The sequence below is a fragment of the Rhodococcus sp. 05-340-2 genome, assembly GCF_002258915.1.
Taxonomy (GTDB): Bacteria; Actinomycetota; Actinomycetes; order Mycobacteriales; family Mycobacteriaceae; genus Rhodococcoides.
Genome location: NZ_NOYU01000025.1, coordinates 158,978 through 173,906, shown reverse-complemented (window position 1 = coordinate 173,906; position 14,929 = coordinate 158,978). Strand labels below are relative to the sequence as shown.

Annotated in this window: 11 protein-coding genes; 3 read left to right on the top strand and 8 right to left on the bottom strand. The window is 66.7% G+C overall.

From position 1 onward, the window contains the following. Window positions 1-28 precede the first annotated feature (28 nt). Window positions 29-1,036 carry a 4-hydroxy-3-methylbut-2-enyl diphosphate reductase gene (locus CH271_RS13595; RefSeq protein ID WP_037191419.1) on the top strand — a complete coding sequence of 336 codons (1,008 nt, stop codon included), beginning with the start codon at window positions 29-31 and terminating at the stop codon, window positions 1,034-1,036. A gap of 87 nt (window positions 1,037-1,123) precedes the next feature. Here CH271_RS13595 and CH271_RS13590 read toward each other — a convergent pair whose 3' ends face one another. Then, window positions 1,124-2,239: a DUF6542 domain-containing protein gene (locus CH271_RS13590; RefSeq protein ID WP_179274578.1), complete on the bottom strand. Its 1,116-nt coding sequence runs from the start codon at window positions 2,237-2,239 to the stop codon at window positions 1,124-1,126. 20 nt (window positions 2,240-2,259) lie between these two features. Further along, window positions 2,260-3,426, bottom strand: coding sequence for a DNA recombination protein RmuC (locus CH271_RS13585; RefSeq protein ID WP_094633913.1), 1,167 nt, complete (start codon window positions 3,424-3,426; stop codon window positions 2,260-2,262). 122 nt (window positions 3,427-3,548) lie between these two features. On the opposite strand from CH271_RS13585, the gene CH271_RS13580 reads away from it, so the two are divergent. Together CH271_RS13580 and CH271_RS13575 are read left to right on the top strand one after the other, a co-directional pair. Continuing rightward, window positions 3,549-4,739 (top strand): exonuclease SbcCD subunit D, encoded by a 1,191-nt coding sequence (locus CH271_RS13580; RefSeq protein WP_094633912.1) that lies wholly within the window; start codon window positions 3,549-3,551, stop codon window positions 4,737-4,739. Beyond that, a complete protein-coding gene (locus CH271_RS13575) occupies window positions 4,736-7,738 on the top strand; it encodes an AAA family ATPase (protein WP_094633911.1) in 3,003 nt (1,000 codons plus the stop codon). Before CH271_RS13580 ends, CH271_RS13575 begins: the two co-directional genes overlap by 4 nt. On the opposite strand, the gene CH271_RS13570 is transcribed toward CH271_RS13575, so the two are convergent. The 6 genes from CH271_RS13570 to CH271_RS13545 form a co-directional block, all read right to left on the bottom strand. Then, complete coding sequence (locus CH271_RS13570; protein ID WP_094633910.1) at window positions 7,720-9,006, bottom strand: AI-2E family transporter; 1,287 nt, start codon at window positions 9,004-9,006, stop codon at window positions 7,720-7,722. The genes CH271_RS13575 and CH271_RS13570 overlap by 19 nt on opposite strands. A gap of 51 nt (window positions 9,007-9,057) precedes the next feature. Next, complete coding sequence (locus CH271_RS13565; protein ID WP_094633909.1) at window positions 9,058-9,555, bottom strand: methylated-DNA--[protein]-cysteine S-methyltransferase; 498 nt, start codon at window positions 9,553-9,555, stop codon at window positions 9,058-9,060. Continuing rightward, window positions 9,552-11,018, bottom strand: a complete 1,467-nt coding sequence (locus CH271_RS13560; RefSeq protein WP_094633908.1) for a DNA-3-methyladenine glycosylase 2 family protein — start codon at window positions 11,016-11,018, stop codon at window positions 9,552-9,554. The genes CH271_RS13565 and CH271_RS13560 overlap by 4 nt, the downstream gene beginning before the upstream one ends. Window positions 11,019-11,075: 57 nt before the next feature. Beyond that, the gene (locus tag CH271_RS13555) at window positions 11,076-11,246 is read right to left on the bottom strand and encodes a YbdD/YjiX family protein (RefSeq protein ID WP_072692145.1); all 171 of its coding nucleotides are present in this window, start codon (window positions 11,244-11,246) and stop codon (window positions 11,076-11,078) included. Then, window positions 11,247-13,520 (bottom strand): carbon starvation CstA family protein, encoded by a 2,274-nt coding sequence (locus CH271_RS13550; protein ID WP_094633907.1) that lies wholly within the window; start codon window positions 13,518-13,520, stop codon window positions 11,247-11,249. 143 nt (window positions 13,521-13,663) lie between these two features. Next, entirely contained in the window at window positions 13,664-14,845 is a 1,182-nt protein-coding gene (locus CH271_RS13545) for an ROK family transcriptional regulator (RefSeq protein WP_037191431.1), read from the bottom strand. Window positions 14,846-14,929 lie beyond the last annotated feature (84 nt).

The following is a 14,929-nucleotide window of genomic DNA, read 5'->3' as shown; positions in this document are numbered from 1 at the left end:
CGAGCTCGGTGCACGTATCCTGGGAAGTATGTCTTCGGCTGTTCCACTGAATCTTGGTATTGCACAGTCCGCCGGTGCGGGTAAGTCCGCCTACGCCGGGGGTAAGCGAGTGCTGCTCGCGGAGCCGCGGGGCTATTGCGCGGGCGTCGATCGCGCGGTCGAGACCGTCGAGAAAGCGCTGGAACAGCACGGTGCGCCGGTGTACGTGCGCAAGGAGATCGTGCACAACCGGCATGTGGTCGAGACTCTGTCCGATCGCGGCGCGGTGTTCGTCGAGGAGACCGACGAGGTTCCCGAGGGATCGCTGCTGGTGTTCTCCGCGCACGGCGTCTCACCCGCCGTGCACACCTCCGCGGCCGAGCGAAACCTGCGCACCATCGACGCCACCTGCCCGTTGGTGACCAAGGTGCACCAGGAAGCCAAGCGCTTCGCCCGAGACGACTACGACATCCTGCTCATCGGTCACGAGGGCCACGAGGAGGTCGAGGGCACCGCAGGCGAGGCTCCCGAACACATTCAGCTGGTGGACGGCCCGGATTCGGTCGACAGCGTCACCGTCCGAGACGAGAACAAGGTCATCTGGCTGTCCCAGACCACGCTGAGCGTCGACGAGACGATGACGACGGTCGCCAAACTGCGTGAGCGCTTCCCGACGCTTCAGGACCCGCCGAGCGACGACATCTGCTACGCCACGCAGAACCGTCAGGTCGCGGTGAAGGCGATGGCCCCGGAATGCGATCTGGTGATCGTCGTCGGGTCCAAGAACTCCTCGAACTCGGTGCGGTTGGTCGAGGTCGCACTGGGCGCGGGTGCACGGGCGAGCTACCTCGTCGACTACGCCAAGGAAATCGACCTGGCCTGGCTCGACGGGGTCGAGACGATCGGCATCACCTCGGGTGCATCCGTACCGGAGATCCTGGTGCAGGGCGTCATCGAACTGTTCGCCGAGCACGGCTACGCAGACGTACAGCCGGTCACCACCGCAAACGAGACTCTGGTGTTCTCCTTGCCCCGCGAGCTGCGCCCAGCTCGCTAGCAGCGAGGTCGGCAAAGAATTACGCCCCGTACCGGGATTCCTGCGCAGGAGCAGGAAAACCGATACGGGGCGTTTCTCGTGTTCGGGCTAGTCGCTGTGACGGTCGCGGTAGCGAACCTTCGGCACCGGATGCGGGGGAATGTCGTCCCGGTGCGGGGTGGGCAGCGAATGGCTGCCCTGGCCGTTACCGGCGGTGGAGTCGGTGGCAGGGGAACCGCTCGCGGGGGCGCTCGTCCGAGGAGTCACGACGGGCCTGGCTCCGGTGTTGTACGGATCGGCCACCTCGCGAGGAGCGTGGACCCGGTCCGATCGCTCGCGGCGAGGTTCGGTCGAATACCGGGACTGTGCTTCTCGCGGCACCTGCCGAGACTGTGCCTGCGGATACTGCGTTCGCGAGTAGTCGGGCTTCTGGTACTCGGGCTTGTAATCGTGCCGGGGGGAGTCGGTGGCGGCATATCGAGTCTGCGGTGCCGGTGCCGACGCAGCCGATCGCCGGGGGCTCGCGATGGGATCCGCCGCAGTACGCGCGCGAGGGGTCGAACTCGCGCGAGGGTCGGTATCGGGACGCGGACGAGAATCGGTGCTTCGGCGACCGACGTACGGCCCGGGCACGATGTCGGTGGCCTCGGCCGCGGAGTCGGTGCTGCGATCGACTGCGGCTGCCCGCCTGCGGGATCGTTCGGGACGCTCTTCCTGTGCCCGACGCTGCGCTCTGGTGGGCTTGTCGTCGCTGGGCTTCGGGCTGCGTCGAACAGCAGGGGCGTGCGTGTTCTGCCGTTTGAGCACGATGCGCAGTACTCCGAGTCCGACGGCGACCAGGGTGCCGAGCAACATCAGCGGAAAGCGGTTGACCAGCGGAATGGCAACGTTGAGGATGATGTCCTTGAGGCTGGTGCCGGCGTTGTCGGTGAAGTACTGGTACGACAGCGGCACGGCCACGAACAGGATCAGCGGGGCCTGCACCATCGCCGTGAACAGACCGCGGAAGCGGACGAGAAGGACGCCGGCGATGCAGCCGAGGACGTACATGAACGCGAACGCACCGGTCAGCTCGGTACCGCGTGCGGCATCGATCAGAAATCCGAGAAAAGTCAGTCCCGCGGCGATCGCGACGGCACCCCATGCAGGAACGCCGGGCAGGGTCGCGAGGATGGATCGGTGATCCAGCGGTACCCCGGAGCGGGCACGTTGGGAGGTAGACACCCCCCGAGGTTAGCCGTTGTTCAGCCGACTGCATCGCTGACATGACCGAAGTCGTGACGGTAGCGGGACGAATCGGACAGTTTGGGTCGCTCGTCCACTCGGGCGATGTCCACCGGCTCGGCGTCGAACAGCTCGAGCTCGTGCAGCTTTCTCGCCGTCACGCTCACCCTGGTATCGACGGACCCGACGGTGGAATTGAACGACTCCACGGCCTTGCCGAGGTGGGCACCGAGCTTGTCCAGGTGCGTCGAGACGACACCGATTCGCGTGTACAGCTCGCGTCCCAGTTGCTGGATGCGCGCAGCGTCCTCGGCCAGTGACTCCTGCTTCCACGTGTAGGCGACGGTCCGTAGCAACGCGACCAGGGTGGTCGGGGTGGCCAGGATCACGTTCCGGCCGAAGGCGTACTCGAGCAGCCCTGTGTCCGACGTCAGAGCCGCGTCGAGAAACGGGTCGCCGGGAACGAACAGCACGACGAATTCCGGTGTCGGCTCGAATGCCTGCCAGTACGCCTTGTCGGCCAATTGGTCGATGTGGGTCCGTAGTTGCTTGGCGTGGCGTCGCAGATTCTTCTCCCGCGCGCCGAGATCCTCGTCCTGAGCGGCATCGAGGTACGCCGCGAACGGCACTTTGGCATCGACCACTATCTGCCGACCGCCGGCGAGACGGACGATCATGTCGGGTCTGATGCCGTCCTTGCTGACCTGCGTGTCGAAATCGCAGTGCTTGACCATGCCCGCCAGCTCGACGACACGTTCGAGCTGGATCTCGCCCCACCGGCCGCGGATCTGCGGTGCGCGCAGTGCCGTGACCAGCTGACCGGTCTGGGTGGACAGATGCATCGACGCTCGATGCATACCGGTGACCTGCTCGGACAGTCCCGCGTACGCCCGGATGCGGTTGTGCTCGACCTGCCGCACGTGCTCGGAGAGAGCGTCGACGGCATCGTGCAACGGCTCGACCAGGTGTGAGACCTGCTGGCCGATCACGGTCGAATTACGCCGCGCGGAATCCTCGTTGACCGCACTCAGTGACTGCCGAAGCATGCCCTCGTGCTCGCGCATCACGGCCAGTTGGGCTTCGGCTCGGACCGCACGATCGCCCATCCGCGAGGCGTGCAACAACCAGCCGACGACCGCGCCGATACCGAGAGCGACGAGCAGGCCGAACGCGGTGAGAATGTTCATGGAGCAGATGATGCAGGACGGTACCGACAACTTCGGTGCGCGAAGCCTGTGGACCGAGCTCACGTCCGACAGGCCGAGGCACCTCGGGGAGTTTGTCGGTGGTTCCCGATAGCGTCGAACGCATGAGAATCCTGCACACCTCGGACTGGCACATCGGTCGCACCTTTCACGGTGTCGACCTGTTGGCCGATCAGGGCGCTGTGCTGGGGTCCATCGCGGAACTGGTTGCGGCACAATCGATCGACGTGGTGGTGGTGCCGGGCGACATCTACGACCGCGCTGTTCCCAGCGCCGACGCCGTCCTGGTCTGCAATCGCGGGCTGGAGGCGATCAGAGCGGCCGGTGCGGTGATCGTCGCGACGTCGGGAAACCACGATTCACCCGCGCGGCTGGGCGCAGGCGCTGCTTTTGCCTCGGCAGGAGGGCTGCATCTGATGACGCGGGTGGGCGACGTCGCCACTCCGGTCGTCATCGAGGACGAGCATGGCTCCGTTGCGTTCTACGGCATTCCGTACCTCGAGCCCGAAACCACTCGCCTCGAACTCGACGTTCCCACTGCGCGTACCCATGCCGAGGTGCTCGGTGCCGCGATGGATCGGGTACGGGGCGACCTCGCGACGAGAAGCGAAGCAGGGCAACATGTTCGCTCGGTCGTGCTCGCCCACGCTTTCATCGTCGGCGGTGAGGCGACCGGATCGGAGCGATCGATTTCCTCCGGCGGCATCGAAACTGCACCGGCGTCGGCGTTCGACGGTGTCGACTACGTGGCGCTCGGACATCTGCATTCGCCCCAGATCCTCACCGACCGGGTGCGGTACTCCGGCTCCCCCCTGCCGTATTCGTTCGGTGAGCGGTCGCATCGCAAGGCGGTATGGATTCTCGATCTCGACGCGGACGGGCTCGGCAGTGTCGAGCGCGTCGATCTGCCGGTGGTACGCGGACTCGCCCGCATCGAAGGCACGGTAGAGGAATTGACAACGGACACAGCGTATTGCGAGTTCGAGGATCATTACGTCTCCGCCGTGCTCACCGACGAGGTACGTCCGGTGGACGCAATGCGCGCGCTGCAGCAGCGTTTCCCGTACGCGATCCATCTGGAATGGCGTCGCCCCGAGGGATCCGGCGAGCTTCGCTACCGCGACCGTGTGCGCGGCCGTAGCGATCTCGACATCGCCACCTCGTTCGTGACGGACATGCGCAGCGTGCCGTCGGCAGCGGAGTCGGCGCTCCTGGCTCGCGCTCTGGCCACCGTGCAACGCGAGACCGAGGCCACCCGCGGGACGGCCACCACCGCCGACCGCGGTGCTGCATGAGGCTGCATTCGCTCGAGATCACCGCCTTCGGCCCCTTCGCGGGCACCGAGACGGTGGACTTCGACGCACTGGGGGCCGACGGGCTCTTCCTGCTGCACGGTCAGACCGGAGCCGGCAAGACGACGGTGCTCGACGCCGTGGCGTTCGCGCTGTACGGAACTGTGCCCGGAGCTCGTCGGGAGGGCAAGCGCCTGCTGTCCGATCACGCAGCCAAGGGTGCGGTGCCACAGGTCACGTTGGAGGCGACACTCGGTGGGCGGCGCATCAGAATAGTGCGCAGTCCGGAGTTCCTGCGGCCCAAGCTCCGCAGCACCGGCACCACCAAGCAACACGCCAAGGCCAGTCTCACCTGGCTCGACGGCCGAGGACAGAACCTCACCCGGCTCAGCGAGATCGGCGACGCCGTCAATTCGCTGCTCGGGATGAGTGCCGATCAGTTCTTCCAGGTGGTGCTGTTGCCGCAGGGTGAGTTCGCGCGATTCCTCCGAGCCGACAGCGACGAACGCGGCAATCTGCTCGAAAGGCTTTTCGACACAGGCCGATTCGGTGATGTCGAAGAGTGGTTCGCACAGCGCCGTCGGGAGCTCGCCGCCGAGCTCGCCGACGCCCACCACGCCATCGACATCATGCTCGGCCGGGTGTCGCAGGCGTCGGGAGTGCCCGAGCCCGAGGACAGCGAGCAGCCGGACCCGCTCGAATGGGCGGCCGACGTCCTCGACGATGCCCGGCAGAATCGGACCCTCGCACAAGGTCGGGCGGTACTGATCGACGCGGCAGCTCGGCGTGCGTCGGCAGCTCTGGCGAAGGCCACCACCGTTCTCGATCTGCAGCGGCGACGTACTCTCGCCGAGGGTCAGCTCGCGCAGTACCGGGAGAGCGAGACGGCACGAGCAGCACGCCGAAGCGAGCTCGCCGATTCCGCGGCCGCAGGGCCGATCGCGGCCACTGTCGCAGACCTCCGCCTGGCACGCTTGGCCACCGACGCCGCCACCTCCGCACTCGCGGCGGCGGAGCGTGCGCTACCGACGACGGCGGAGGGACAACGCTTCCACGCCGCGCTGCATTGGCCACCCGCGCCGGCGGATCCCTCGGCCGAGCGCACGGTCGTTGCACAGTTCGTGCGTGACTGGACCACCGATGTCGCGCGGTTGCAGTCCCTGCTCGGTCTCGCCCGTGAAGCCGACCGACTCGACGGCACCCTCGCCGATTATCGTGCGCAGCAGCGCACTACCGCAGCGGCGATCGAACGCACCGTGCAATTGCAGGCCTCGATGCCCGAGCAGATCGCCGCGGTCGAATCACGGATGGCACGAGCCTCCTCGGCTGCGGCAGAGTTGCCCGGCCTCGAGGAGCGCTGCAGTCGCGCCCGCGTGGCAGCCGAGTCTGCACTCGAACTGGTACGCAAGCGAGCGACTCTGGCCGAGGCCGAACGTGCCCGAGACACCGCTGGAGCAGCCCACAACACGGCCCGGTCGCACCTGCTCGACCTCCGTGAGCGACGCATCGACGGGATGGCTGCCGAGTTGGCGGCGCGTCTGGAAGCGGGCGAGCCCTGTGTCGTGTGCGGATCGGAGGTGCACCCGCATCCCGCTGCACCGTCGACGTCGACGGTGACCAGGGCACAGGAAGACAAGGCCGCCGCTGCAGAACGCAAGGCCGCCGCTGCGCTCGATCACGCGGTCGCGGTTGTCGCTCGAGCGCAACGGGACGTGGATCTGCTGCACGACCGCACCGGTGGGGCCTCCGCTGCGGAGTTGACCCAGATGCTCGATGCCGCGACCGCCGCACTGCGGGACGCCCGCGCGCGTGCCGCCGATGTCGAACCGGCAACCGCGGAACTCGATCGCCTGCGGAGCGAATCGGACGCGCTGACGGTCACGCTCCACGACCTGGTCGCCTCGCGTGGTGCCGTGGACGAGCGCATCTCGGCCACCGAGGAATCGCTGGCGAAGATGCGTGCGTCGGTGGCCGAGGAAGTGAACGAGGGCGCGTCGCTGGCAGACCGAATCTCGGAGCGGGAGGCCCTGATCGACGGTGCCCGGCGAATTCAGGAGGCGCGCATCGCCTGGCTCGACGCCACTGCACGGGCCGATGCACTGGCAGCCGAACTGGACCGACGGGTGGAGGCGTCGAGCTTCGAGTCCGTCGACGCTGCGGCCGGGGCAGTGCTGGCCGCCGACCGCGTCGAGCAGATCGAGACCGAGCTGCGCACCGCCGAGGAGGCGCGTGCGCATGCGGAGCACGTGTTGCGCGAGCCCGCCATCGTCGACGTGGCCGGTCGGCCGCCGGTGGATCTGGGTCCGTTGGAGCAGGCGTGCGCCGAGCTGGAGGACGCGGTCCGGGCGGCCGCCGCGGCGGTGGCGGAATGTCGAAGGCGCGCAGACGATCTGGAACGGCTGATCGCCGAACTGTTCACCGCGGCCCAGGCCATCGCGCCACAACGTGCCGAATTCGACGAGCTCGCCAACCTCGCGGACGTGGTGGCAGGCCGGGGGCAGAATGCTCGCAAGATGTCGTTGCGCTCGTACGTCCTCGCGTCGCGCCTCGAGGACGTCGCCGAGTCCGCCTCCGCGCGGCTGCGTCGAATGTCCTCGGGGCGCTACGAATTCGTGCACTCCGACGAGGCCGGCGTCCGCGGCAAGCGGGGCGGTCTCGGACTGGACATTCGGGACGACTACACCGGCGTCGTGCGCTCGGCCAAGACCCTGTCGGGCGGTGAGGCGTTCCTCGCGTCGCTCTCGCTCGCGTTGGGCCTCGCCGATGTCGTGGCCGCCGAATCCGGCGGTGTCGTCCTCGACACCATGTTCATCGACGAAGGATTCGGCACGCTCGACGCCGACACCCTCGAATCGGTGATGGCGGTTCTCGACGAACTACGTGCAGGCGGACGCGTCGTCGGCGTCGTCAGTCACGTCGACGAGATGCGTCAGCGCATTCCCAGCCGCCTCCACGTCAAGCGTGAGCGCACCGGTTCGACGCTTCAGGTCGTTGCGTCCTGACCTGAAGCCTGCTTGTCCGACTTCGACTCGTCCTCGTCGTCGAGGCCGGCCTGTTCGTCGGTCAGTCCCTCGGGCGGCGGGATTTCGTCTTCGAGTTCGTCCTGATCCGGTTCGTTCGAGCGCGCGTCGATCTGCTCGGACAGGTACCTGATCAGCACGGCGGCAACCGCGGCAGCCGGGACGGCGAGGAACGCGCCGATGATGCCGAACAACGAGCTGCCGGCCGTCACGGCGAGCAGCACGATCGCCGGATGCAGGTTCATGCTGCGACTCTGCAGAATGGGCTGCAGCACATTGCCTTCCAACTGCTGCACCGCGACGATGATGGCGAGCACGATCAGCGCCGTGGTGAGCCCGTTCGCGACCAGGGCCACGAGGACGGCGAGTGCGCCCGCGACGAACGCGCCGACGATCGGAATGAAGCCACCGATGAACGTCAGGGTCGCCAGTACCAGGGCCAGCGGAACGCCGAGAATGACCAGTCCGAGACCGATGAAAAATGCATCGATGAAACTGACGATGGCCTGAGTTCGGATGAATCCGCCGAGGGTCCCCCACATCCGCGAGAGCACCTCGCCCAGATGGGTTCCGGCGCGGCCGCCGGAGAACCCGTGCAGCCACGGCAGGAACTTCGGTCCGTCCTTGACGAAGAAGAACGTCAGCACCAACACCAGCGCCAGGGTGACCAGCAGCGAGCCTGCGGCGGATACGCCGGTGAACACGCCGGTGGCGATGACCTCGCCGCTGTCCTGTAGACGCGACACGATCGCCGACACGGCCGAGTCGATCTGGTCGTCGCCGATGTTCAGCGGCGGTCCCTTCAACCAGTCCTGTACCTGCGCGATACCGCCCGATGCCTGGTCGACCAACTCCGGTGCCTGCTCGGCGACCGACGGAACGATCAAGGTGATGATGCCGCCGATGACGACGAAGAACACCACGAGCGATACCGACGCGGCCAGGGCGGGCGGAGATCCCAGACGCATCATCAGCTTCGCCGGCGGCCACAGCACTGTCGCGACGATCACGGCGAGCAGGACCGGCAGCAGGATCACCCAGAGGTGCCCGATCAGCCAGCCCAACACCCACGCCCCGGCTGCGATCGAGATGAGGATCAGCGACCACTTGGCCAGCCACAGGCCGCCGACCCCGATGAGGTCACCACGATCACTGCCGGACGTCTTGGACTTCGACGTACTACCGGGCACTGCCGATTCGGTCACTGTGGCTTCCTCACATTCGGCGGATAGCGGATCGTGAAGAACCATAACGTCTCGGCCTGCCCAGCTGTGTGCCACCGCCGTCCAAGGCGAGGCCGGTCAGGCCGCCTCGTGTGCCAACAGCCATTCCTTGACGGGCAGTCCCCAGCGGAAACCGCCGAGAGCCCCGCCGATTCGAACCACCCGGTGGCACGGCACGAACAGCGCGGCAGCGTTGCGAGCGCATGCCGACGCAGCACCGCGGATGGCTGCCGGTCTGCCGGACAGTTCGGCGAACTGGGAGTAGGTCACCGGCGCACCGGGTTCGACGGTGCGCAGGACGCCCCAGGCATGCATGAGAAATTCGCCGGATCGTTGCGCGACGGCAACGGAGTCGATGACGGTCAGCTCACCGCGGTGATAGTTCTCGACGGCGCGCGTCACATCGCCGAGATCGGCCGCGGTGCGCACGCTGTCGGGTCGCATCGTCGGGTGGATCAGGACGCGGAGTTCTTCGACGTCGGCGGTCCAGCCGGACGCGAGCACGCGCTGATCGGCGTCGACGATGGTGCTGAACGGCCCGATCGGGGTGTCCTGGGTGGCGGCGGTGGCTGTCATGGCTGTCTTCTTTCCAGTGCGGTGACCCACAGGTGCATCGAGACGTACGAACGCCACGGAGCCCAGCGGGCGGAATCGTTCAACGAGATGCCGAGTGCTTGAGCACCTTGGCGGACGACGAGATCGGTATCGAGCAGAACATCGGGATCACCGAGCAGGCGCATCACGACGTACCGGGCGGTCCAGGGTCCGATTCCTTTGAGCGCGAGCAGTTCTCGCTCCAGTTCCGGCCCTTCCCGCGCGGGATGCAGCACGACGGTTCCCGACGCGATGGCGTCGGCGACGCGGATGACGGTCTGCACACGGGCGGCCGGTCCGGTGAGTACCTCGTGGCCCCGTTCGGCAATCACGGCCGGTTCGGGAAACAATCTGGTGACGGTGTCGTTGCCGAGATCGACCGGTGCACCGAGAGCGTCGACGAGCCGGGCGGTGTGGGTGGCCGCAGCCTTCAGCGAGATCTGCTGCCCGATCACCGTGCGCAGCAACATCTCTGCGCCGTCGACCACTCCGAGGGCGCGGATGCCCGGGTGGGCGTCGACGCTCGGTGCCAACTGCGGGTCCGAGCGCAGTGCGTCGTCGACGGCGAGTGGGTCGGCGTCGAGATCGAGCAGGTGGCGGATTCGGGCGACGGCAGGGGCCAGGTCTCTCATGTCCTGCAATGTCACTGCCGCGCTGACGAATCCGTCCATCACCCGTAGTGCCACGAGTCCGACTGCGTGCGGCAGTCGCAGGGATCGCACGTATTCGCCGTCCTCGGCGAAGAACTCGATGCCCTCGACCACGTGGCCCCGAAGGAACCACTCGATCCAGCCGCGGTCCAGCGGCGGTCGGTACGGCAATCGCAGAGTGACGGTTCCGCCCGCGGTCGGCACGGCGGTGCGGTGTGCTTCTCGACGCAATGTCGACGGGTCGACTGCGAAGACTTCCTTGATGGTGTCGTTGAATTGCCGGACGCTGGAGAAGCCGGCCGCGAAGGCGATGTCGGCCATCGACATGTCGGTGGTCTGAATCAGCGTGCGGGCGGTGTTAGCGCGGTGCGCGCGGGCCAGGGCGAGCGGTCCTGCACCGACCTCGGCCGTGAGCACGCGGGTCAGCTGCCGGGTCGAGTAGCCGAGGGTGCTGGCGAGGCCGTCGACGCCACCGCGTTCGACGGCTCCGTCGGAGATCAGTCGCATGGCGCGAGAACTGAGGTCCGAATGGATGTTCCAGCGTGGGGAACCGGGGGTGGCGTCGGGCTGGCAGCGGCGGCAGGCGCGGTAGCCGGATTGTTGGGCCGCCGCTGCGGTGGCCAGAAACGAGACGTTGCCCGGCTTGGGGGTGCGGGCCGGGCAGGAGGGCCGGCAGTAGATGCCGGTGGTGGAGACGGCGGTGAAGAACTGGCCGTCGAACCGTGCGTCGCGCGAGGAGACCGCGCGATAACACCGATCGAAGTCCAGTTCTTGCACCTGCCGTTCGCTGCTCATGCACCTACTGTGTCAGCGCGGACGCGTCGGTGCTAGCGGAAATCGGACATCACCGTGTCAGCAGCACCGAGCCCCCGGGTTTCGGTCCGCCTCCGCGTGCCGGTCCTTCCAGTACTGCCGCACGGTCGGTGGTTCCTGGCCCGGGTGGTGGCGGGCCAGATGGGCGACGTAGCGGTCGTAATCGTGGTCGCCCATCACCGAGGTGATCCACCACCACAGGCCCCGCATCTAATGCGCCGATCCGGGGCGACGGACGGTGCCCGCCTCGATCAGCTCGTCCCATTCGGCCTGAATCTTCTTCTCGGCCGGGGTGAGGACAAAACCGGTGGGGCCGAAGATCTTCGACGGCACCTCGGGCTCCTCGTTGTCGGGCAAGGTGTCTCCTCGAACTGCCTTGATGCACACCCACACTCCGGCGAACACGACGACCAGGACGAGCACCGCGAAGATGATCGACAGCGTGCCCTGAATGAAGGTGTTGCGGATGACGGCGTCGATGGCCTCGGGGGTCTTGGCGCTGCCGAATTCGGTGAGCCCCTGCGCCTTGGCGTCGCGGAACTGCGAGTGCTGAGTCCAGTAGCCGATGGCCGGGACGGAGGAGAAGATCTTCTGGTACGACGCCGTCATGGTGACGATGAGGTCCCACGCCAGCGGCACCCCGGGAATCCAGGCCCACTTGTAGAGGCCACGCTTGACGACGATGACCATCACCACCGTCAACGCGATGGCGGCGAGAAGCTGGTTGGCGATACCGAACAGCGGGAACAGGGTGTTGATGCCGCCCAGCGGGTCGGTGACGCCCATGAGAAGGATTGCGCCCCAGGCTGCGACCACGATCAGCGAGCAGATCCAGGCACCGGGGCGCCACGACGGATCCTTGAACTTCTTGGCCGAGGCTCCGGGCAGGTTGCCGATGCTGTCGGAGAGCATGAAGCGTGCGACGCGGGTGCCTGCGTCGACCGTGGTGAGGATGAACAGTGCCTCGAACATGATCGCGAAGTGGTACCAGAACGACTTGAGTGATTCGCCGCCGAACACCTGGTGCAGTACCTCGGACATGCCGAACGCGAGTGTCGGTGCGCCGCCGGTGCGGGAGATGATCGATTCCTCACCCACATCGGTTGCGGCCTGGCTCAGTTCGGCGGGGGTGATGTCGCCGCCGCTCAGTCCCAGTCCGTTGACGTAGGTCGCTGCGGTCTCGGGAGTGCCGCCGGTCAGGGTGGCCGGAGCATTCAGTGCGAAGTAGATGTGCTGATCGAGAACACATGCGGTGATCAGAGCCATGATGGCGACGAACGACTCGGTGAGCATGCCGCCGTAGCCGATCATGCGCATCTGCTTTTCCTTCTCGAGCAACTTCGGCGTGGTGCCGGAGGAGATCAGAGCGTGGAAGCCGGACAGTGCACCGCAGGCGATGGTGATGAACAGGAAGGGGAACAGCGATCCTGCGAACGCCGGGCCGTTGCCTTCGGTGGCGAAGCTCGTCATGGCGGGCATCTGGATTTCGGGACGTGCGATGAGGATGCCGACGGCCAGCAGCGCGATGGTGCCGACCTTCATGAACGTCGACAGGTAATCGCGCGGTGCGAGCAACAGCCACACCGGCAGGATGCAGGCGAGCAGGCCGTAGCCGATCAGCAGCCACGCGACGGTGACCTTGGAGAGGGTGAACCAGTCGGTGCCCCAGTCGGTTTCGGCAACCCAGCCGCCGGCGACGATGGCGAGCAGGAGCAGTACGACGCCGATGAGCGAGACCTCGGTGACGTTGCCCGGTCGCAGGAAGCGCAGGTAGACGCCCATGAAGAGTGCGATCGGAATGGTCAGTGCAATGGAGAAGACGCCCCACGGGCTTTCGGCGAGTGCGTTGACGACGACGAGCGCGAGCACCGCGATGAGGATGATCATGATGACGAACACCGCGACCAGAGCGGCGGTGCCGCCGACGACGCCGAGTTCGTCGCGGGCCATCTGGCCGAGGCTGCGGCCGTGGCGACGCGTCGAGATCCACAGCACCAGGAAGTCCTGTACGGCACCGGCGAACACGACGCCGATGATGATCCACATCGTGCCGGGCAGGTAGCCCATCTGAGCGGCGAGGACGGGGCCGACGAGCGGGCCTGCACCAGCGATCGCGGCGAAGTGGTGGCCGAACAGCACCCGACGGTCCGTCGGCATGTAGTCCTTGCCGTTTTCCAGGATCTCGGCCGGTGTCGCTCTGTCGTCGCGTGGGAAGACGATCTTGCGTTCGATCAGCCTGGCGTAGAAGCGAAAAGCGAAGATGTACGTACACACCGCGGCGATGACGAACCAGACGGCGTTGGGGTTCTCTCCGCGGACGATTGCGATGATCGTCCACGCAACACCGCCGAGTAGGCCGATGGCAACGAGCATCAGACGCTTGATCGGCGTCATGGGATGAGAGTCGACGACCCCGACGGGTGGGAGGTCGGGGTCGGTCTTCAGCAATTCGACGTGTGGATCGTCGGGCGCTTTCAATGACATGTGTGGGGTCTCCATGCTCGCAGTTTGTGACTGCGATCACCCTATGTGCGCCGCGGGTGTGCGTCCTCGAATCGGCACATCGTCGTGCGCCCGGCGGTCGCTGGAGTGCGACGAACGGAGGCGTCGACGACGCGTCCCCGTGGTCAGCTACCGAGAGCCTCGTCGACGGCCCGGGCGCTGAGCACCTGATCCAACACCAGCGCTGCGCTGCCGATGACACCCGACAGGTCGCCGTGGGTGGTGGCCTGGATGGTCAGTGCTTTGGTGGCCAGTGCGGTGGCGTTGCCGTAGACGGTCTCGCGCAGTCCTGCGACGAAGATGTCGTAGGCGTTCGCCATGTCGCCGCCGATGATGAGTACCTCGGGGTTGAGCAGGTTGACGGCCCCGGCCAGGGTTTCGCCGATGTGCCGTCCGCTGTCGCGGATGAGTCTGCGCGCTTCGGGGTCACCGCTCACAGCGAGGTCGACGACGCCGCGCACGTGGCCGACTTCCCGGCCCTGCTCGTTGAGTGCACGCACCAGAGCCCAGCCACCGGCGATGGCTTCGAGACAGCCGCTGTCTCCGCACCGGCACGCGACCCCTGCGGCGGCTGCGGTCTTGGTGTGGCCGAATTCTCCTGCAGCGCCCAATGATCCGCGCTGCAGTGCGCCGCCGGCGACGATCCCGGCCCCGAGACCCGTCGAGGCCTTGACCAAGAGGGCGTTCTGGAAGCGATCTCGATTGTCTCGGCGTTCGGCGAGGACCATCGCGTTGGCGTCGTTGTCGAGGAAGACCGGAGCCGACGTGGTGTCGGCGAAGAACGGTGCGAGCGGCACCCCGTCCCAGCCGTGCATGATCGGCGAGTCCAGGCTGCAACCTCTGGCGGTGTCGGCGGTGCCGGGGATGGACAGCCCGACCCCGAGGATGCGATGTCCGGTTCGGTGCGACTCCTCGAGAAGTACCTGCAGCCGCTTGGTGATCTGCGGCATCAGCTCGTCCGGTCCGACGCCGATCTCCTGGTCGACGGTGTCGCTCGCGAGCAATTCACCGCCGAGGGTGAAGACGCCCAGTTGAGAGCGGCTGCGTCCGATCGCGGCGGCGAGCACGACACCGGCGTCGATGTCGAAGGACAGTCTCGCCGGGGGCCTACCGCCGGTCGACTGAGTGTCCTCGGTTTCGATGACCAAGCCGAGCTCGGTGAGCGCGGCGACGCGGGAGGCAACGGCCGATCGGGAGAGGCCGGTGATCCGTCCGAGTTCCGCGCGGGTTTCGGCGTCTCTGTCGCGCACGAGAGCGAAGATCTCACCTGCCGTCGCAGGTGGAGCGGTCAGGCGCGGCATGGACATAGACGCCATTCAACCAACTGGCAACTTTTACGGCAACAGCCTAAGAAGTGTCACTTATGACTTCGAAAAGCATAAGTTGGGTTG

Bases quoted from the DNA above. Each gene is read 5' to 3' on its own strand.
- CH271_RS13585 (WP_094633913.1), bottom strand. From the start codon at position 3,426: ATGAACATTCTCACCGCGTTCGGCCTGCTCGTCGCTCTCGGTATCGGC.
- CH271_RS13560 (WP_094633908.1), bottom strand. From the start codon at position 11,018: ATGAGCAGCGAACGGCAGGTGCAAGAACTGGACTTCGATCGGTGTTAT.
- CH271_RS13565 (WP_094633909.1), bottom strand. From the start codon at position 9,555: ATGACAGCCACCGCCGCCACCCAGGACACCCCGATCGGGCCGTTCAGC.
- CH271_RS13545 (WP_037191431.1), bottom strand. From the start codon at position 14,845: ATGTCCATGCCGCGCCTGACCGCTCCACCTGCGACGGCAGGTGAGATC.
- CH271_RS13555 (WP_072692145.1), bottom strand. From the start codon at position 11,246: ATGCGGGGCCTGTGGTGGTGGATCACCTCGGTGATGGGCGACCACGAT.
- CH271_RS13595 (WP_037191419.1), top strand. From the start codon at position 29: ATGTCTTCGGCTGTTCCACTGAATCTTGGTATTGCACAGTCCGCCGGT.
- CH271_RS13575 (WP_094633911.1), top strand. From the start codon at position 4,736: ATGAGGCTGCATTCGCTCGAGATCACCGCCTTCGGCCCCTTCGCGGGC.
- CH271_RS13570 (WP_094633910.1), bottom strand. From the start codon at position 9,006: ATGGTTCTTCACGATCCGCTATCCGCCGAATGTGAGGAAGCCACAGTG.
- CH271_RS13550 (WP_094633907.1), bottom strand. From the start codon at position 13,520: ATGTCATTGAAAGCGCCCGACGATCCACACGTCGAATTGCTGAAGACC.
- CH271_RS13580 (WP_094633912.1), top strand. From the start codon at position 3,549: ATGAGAATCCTGCACACCTCGGACTGGCACATCGGTCGCACCTTTCAC.